Genomic DNA, 5,039 nt, shown 5'->3' on the forward strand with positions numbered 1-5,039 from the left:
CTTTATCTTTGCGCTGTGCTCCTACCAATTGAGATACAATGGGCGTGATAGCCATAAGTATTCCATTAAGGCCTGTTTGTACAGGAACCCATAGGCTTACTCCAATGGCTACTCCAGCCAGATCGGCAGGGGAAAAGTGCCCTGACATATTCGTATCGAAAAAAGTCATGGCAGATAGTGCAAGCTGGGTAATCAGGATAGGGAGCAAAATGTAGAAAAGCTGCTTCCATTTCTGCCCCGTTGTTAGTGTCAATTGCATTTTTGTTTTCCTCATTTACTAGGGATTGATTATTTGTATATATCATAACATGTAAGTATTTATTGTAAGGGATACCGCTACATTTGAACAGTAATAAAAAAGACTGCACCCGTTCGCCAAACAACGGGACAGCCTTCGAAATAATTATATAATTTCTAAATCTTGTATAAGAGAACGAGATGTCCGGAGGGATAAATTATTTGTAAGTTACTCCACTTGTATAGCGGTTTGTGGCATTCCAGAGTAAATATTCATCCACTTTCATATCCTTAAGCGCGCGAATTTGATCCTCTACTTGAGTTTTCCCATACTTGGCATAATGTCCGCTCCCCAACCAACTTGCGGTAAAATCCTGGATCCAAGGACGAATAATTGGCTTTAGCTTGCCCGTCGGATCGAGCTTTTTGTGGGTATCGGCCATGGAGCCTTTAATCGTCTGGTAAGGATTCTTATCGGGATCTTTTACACCGAACCAGCCTGTGGTGTAGTGACTTGGATAAACCATGGGCGAAATGACATCCACATTTTCGGAGATTTTAGTGAAATCCTGTCCGATCCCCTCCGCAGCAGGAACGGATGCGGCATATCCGAAAATATCTACCGATACTCGCACACCTAATGGAGCAAGCTCTTTGCGGGCATATTGTACGAATTCAGCGACTGCATCCGAGCGGGATTGATCTGATTTGGTATATTTCAGCTTGTCTGCTCTTTTCTCAAAGCCTTCGGGGAAACGTACATAGTCAAATTGAATTTCCTTAAAACCAAGTTTGGCTGCTTCCTTAGCGATGGCGATATTATAATCCCATACTTCTTTATTATAGGGATTAACGAACCCGTCTCCTTTGCCGTTTTTCCAGACAGAGCCGTCAGGGTTACGGAAAGACATCTCGGGATTTTTGTTGGCCAGTACCGTATCTTTAAATACGACAATACGAGCAATCGGGTAAACATTATGCTTTTTCAATCGGTCCATCAAACCGGAAATATCCCGAATGAATTTTTGCGGCTTGCCCAATTTGAGCAGCTCGGGAGTGGTCGTTGGATAAGTGATGTAACCTGCATCGTCTTTAATATCAATAACCATGGAATTGAGCTCTGTCTTGTCAAGCAGTTCAAGCAACTGGATCATACGCGAACCGCCTGCGCTATAAGCCGTGACATAGATGCCCTTGATAGCAGGAGTCGTCGGTTGTGGGTCAATTTTAACCGAAGGATTGGAGGCATCCACCTTCATATTATTGTGCTGAGCCTGAATCATGGCGCTGCTAATTGTTGTTGCCACCGTATCTTTTACATTTGGAGCGTTGGCTGACTGATCCCCGTTTCCGCCTATCCCCATCGCCAATAGCATAATTGCCCAAATCATATTCATTTCCTAACTCTCTCCCTTATGTATGTCGCTTACCTGATTATACGTAAAGTTATGTATCGAAAAACAACACGCTTGTAACCAATACTGGAATCATCAGGCACAGTCTTACATGATTAACCCAACCGGTGCTCATTGAATCCATAAAAATGCATAAATAATGCCGCTCTCTTCGCGGTCGTAGATGCAACCGGAAGAAGCGGCACTTGGTAAAGAAATTTATTGAAGATAATTATTGTCTTGATGCTCGCAAATACTGTACTGAATAATTTCTAGCGCATCCGTTGGCTTGAGTATGGCCATCCCGTCCCGAAGCACAATCATCGAGTTCAGCTCATCCTTTTTGAGAGAAGGGAGCATTTCCGGGTACCATCTTAAGACAATGTCGGACAGTTTTACCGTTTCCATTTCCACAAAAATCACCCTTTCCTGCTCGGAATCATTCCAAAAGAATCATTCAATACGATTCGGAAAAGCAAAGTGCCTGTGAAATAGCAGGTAAAGCTGGTCTTTATATACTATGGGAACAGCGCACATATAGTGTACCACAGAAACTGTATTTTGACACTTAGGTTTGTGCTTATCTTCGGCGAAATGAACCCATCACCCCAACCGTTTCCACAATATTGACAAAAGCAGAAGGGTCCACTTCTTTAATGATGCGTTTTAATTCAACTAGCTCGTAGCGTGTCGTGACAGTCATCAGCATGTCCTTTTCGGTATGTGAAAATGCGCCTTCAATTTTTATTTTGCTAACACCGCGTGGTGTGGTCAACATCCGCTCCAGTAGCTTGTCGGTGTGTTCTGTAATAATGTAGACGGTAATCTTCGTGTGACTGACATAGATTTGATCCAATACCTTGCCAGTCACAAAAATAGATAGCATCGACGCAAGTGCAATATTCCAATCATCGTTCAAATATCCTGCTGCAAGAATGACCAGTCCATTCATGCCAACAAGTACAGTTCCTACGGGGAAGTCACGATAACGAGTGACGATGGAACCGATAATGTCAAAACCGCCCGTGGACCCTCCTACCCGAAAGGAAATTCCTGCTCCAACGCCGATCATTACCCCACCAAAAACGGAGGCCAGCAGGGGGTCCGACACGACAGATTGCACCGGCACCCACGCCAAAATCCACGTTGTAACGACAACGGATAAAATGCTCAGGCTAATAAAACGCTTGCCTAAAATAAACCAGCCTGCAATAAGCATCGGGATATTAATAATAAAATACATCGCGCTGATATCAAATTTTGTGAAGTAGCCGATTAACATGGAAAGCCCGGCTACTCCTCCGCTCAGCAAGTGGTGTGGCACGAGAAACAGATTAAAACCGCATGCAATGGCAGCGGCTCCAAAAATGACAGTTAAGCAGTTTAACACTATTTTTAACAACTTAATTTCACCTCATTTAAATTATACGGGAAGCAACTTGCTGGTATTCATGAATTGTTCTGTGCTATAATGCGATGTGGATATTCTTGAGTAGGGACCTATGTCCAGAGAAACACTTAAAATTTAAACTGTTTTAAAAAGGATAAATTCGTTTAAGATGTATCGGATAGGTTCCCCAAATTCATTACAGAAAGATGCAGTTATAGGTCTAAATAAACTGTCACTGTATTGGGGAAAACTTATACAATAATATCGCTACTTAAGAATACAGACAACATTGTGGATTGTCCACCACATCCACCATTATGAAGGAGTTTGAATAAATTTGACGACATTTGCAGAATTTGATCTTGAACCGAAAGTAATTCAGGCGATTACAGAACTGGGTTTTGAAGAAGCAACACCAATTCAATCCCAATCCATCCCGATTGCACTGCAAGGCAGAGACATGATTGGCCAAGCCCAAACAGGTACTGGTAAAACTGCTGCGTTTGGTATTCCGCTGATCAACAAAATTTCTAGAAGCGACGAAAAAATCAGAGCCCTGATCATGGCACCAACACGTGAGCTTGCTATCCAGGTAGCTGAAGAAATCGAAAAACTCTCCCGTTTCAAAGGTCTTCGTACTTTGCCAATCTATGGTGGACAAGATATCGTACGCCAGATTCGTGCTTTGAAAAAGAAACCTCAAATTATTATTGGTACGCCAGGACGCTTGCTTGACCATATTAATCGCAAAACCATCAAGCTGGAAGATGTAAACACAGTTGTTTTGGATGAAGCAGATGAAATGTTGGATATGGGCTTCATGGAAGATATTCAATCCATTCTGAAGCAAGTTCCAGACGAGCGCCAAACGATGCTTTTCTCGGCTACAATGCCTCCTAATATTAAAAGATTGGCTGAGCAATTCCTCAAAAATCCTGAGCATGTTTCAGTTATTCCTAAACAAGTTAGTGCTCCACTGATTGATCAGGCTTATATCGAAGTTCCTGAGCGTCAAAAATTCGAAGCATTGAGCCGTTTGATCGACATGGAATCCCCAGAACTTGCTATCGTATTTGGTCGTACCAAGCGTCGGGTAGACGAGCTGGCTGAAGCTCTGCAAAAACGCGGATATTCTGCAGACGGTTTGCATGGTGACTTGTCTCAAAACCAACGTGATGCTGTAATGCGTAAATTCCGTGACGGAAGCATCGATGTGCTCGTAGCGACTGACGTAGCTGCCCGTGGTTTGGACGTTTCCGGCGTAACTCACGTTGTGAACTTTGACCTTCCGCAAGATCCAGAAAGCTATGTTCACCGTATTGGACGTACTGGACGTGCAGGTAAAGAAGGGGAAGCTTGGTCTTTCGTAACGCCTCGTGAAATTGACCATTTGCACTTTATCGAACGTGTAACTCGTCACCGCATTCTACGCAAGCCGCTTCCAACGCTGGCTGAAGCTCTGGAAGGCAAACAACGTATCATTGCTGAACGTCTCCTAGAGGCTGTAGAAAGCGGTGAGCTGAACGAGTACAAAGGTTTGGCTATTCAAATGCTGGAGCAATATGATTCTGTACAACTTCTCTCCGCAGCTCTGAAACTGATGACTGGTGAGAAAAGAGAAGCATCGATTGAGTTGACTCCAGAAGATCCGATCCGTGCAAAACGTCGTAAACCAGACGTGCGTTCTGGCGGTCGCAAGCCTTCCAACTATAGCGGTCGCAGCAATGGTGGTTACAATTCCAACCGTTCTGGCGGTACCGGCGGTAGTGGAAGTAAAGGTGGATATGGCGGTTACAACCGTGGCAAAGAAGGCGGTGGCTATAACCGTGATTCAGGAAGCCGCTACAGTGGAGATCGTAAACCACGCCCGAGCAGCAATGGAGAAACTCGTCGTCCTGCAAGACGTGAAGATTCCTCTTCCGAATAAGAAATGAAATAATGAAAAGTCGAAGCAGATGAAGCTTCGGCTTTTTTGTTATGATTGATCAGTATGAATGAACCTTTTAGCGATCTGCTTT

The 5,039-nt window shown here is 43.8% G+C and carries 5 protein-coding genes; 1 reads left to right on the forward strand and 4 read right to left on the reverse strand.

Translation table 11 applies throughout. From position 1 onward, the window contains the following. The 4 genes from GRP75_RS19070 to GRP75_RS19085 form a co-directional block, all read right to left on the reverse strand. Positions 1-259: MATE family efflux transporter (locus tag GRP75_RS19070; RefSeq protein ID WP_272917221.1), on the reverse strand; the 259-nt coding region annotated here is incomplete at its 3' end. Between the two features lie 196 nt (positions 260-455). Then, complete coding sequence (locus tag GRP75_RS19075) at positions 456-1,634, reverse strand: putative glycoside hydrolase (RefSeq protein ID WP_160790062.1); 1,179 nt, start codon at positions 1,632-1,634, stop codon at positions 456-458. A gap of 216 nt (positions 1,635-1,850) precedes the next feature. After that, on the reverse strand, positions 1,851-2,039 hold the full coding sequence (locus tag GRP75_RS19080; protein WP_080683009.1) for a hypothetical protein: 189 nt from the start codon (positions 2,037-2,039) through the stop codon (positions 1,851-1,853). Positions 2,040-2,211: 172 nt separating this feature from the next. Further along, complete coding sequence (locus GRP75_RS19085; protein ID WP_023988017.1) at positions 2,212-3,033, reverse strand: YitT family protein; 822 nt, start codon at positions 3,031-3,033, stop codon at positions 2,212-2,214. Between the two features lie 325 nt (positions 3,034-3,358). On the opposite strand from GRP75_RS19085, the gene cshA reads away from it, so the two are divergent. Next, the gene (cshA, locus tag GRP75_RS19090) at positions 3,359-4,948 is read left to right on the forward strand and encodes a degradosome RNA helicase CshA (RefSeq protein ID WP_160790063.1); all 1,590 of its coding nucleotides are present in this window, start codon (positions 3,359-3,361) and stop codon (positions 4,946-4,948) included. Positions 4,949-5,039 lie beyond the last annotated feature (91 nt).

Source organism: Paenibacillus sp. OT2-17 (assembly GCF_009827695.1).
GTDB lineage: Bacteria > Bacillota > Bacilli > Paenibacillales > Paenibacillaceae > Paenibacillus > Paenibacillus polymyxa_B.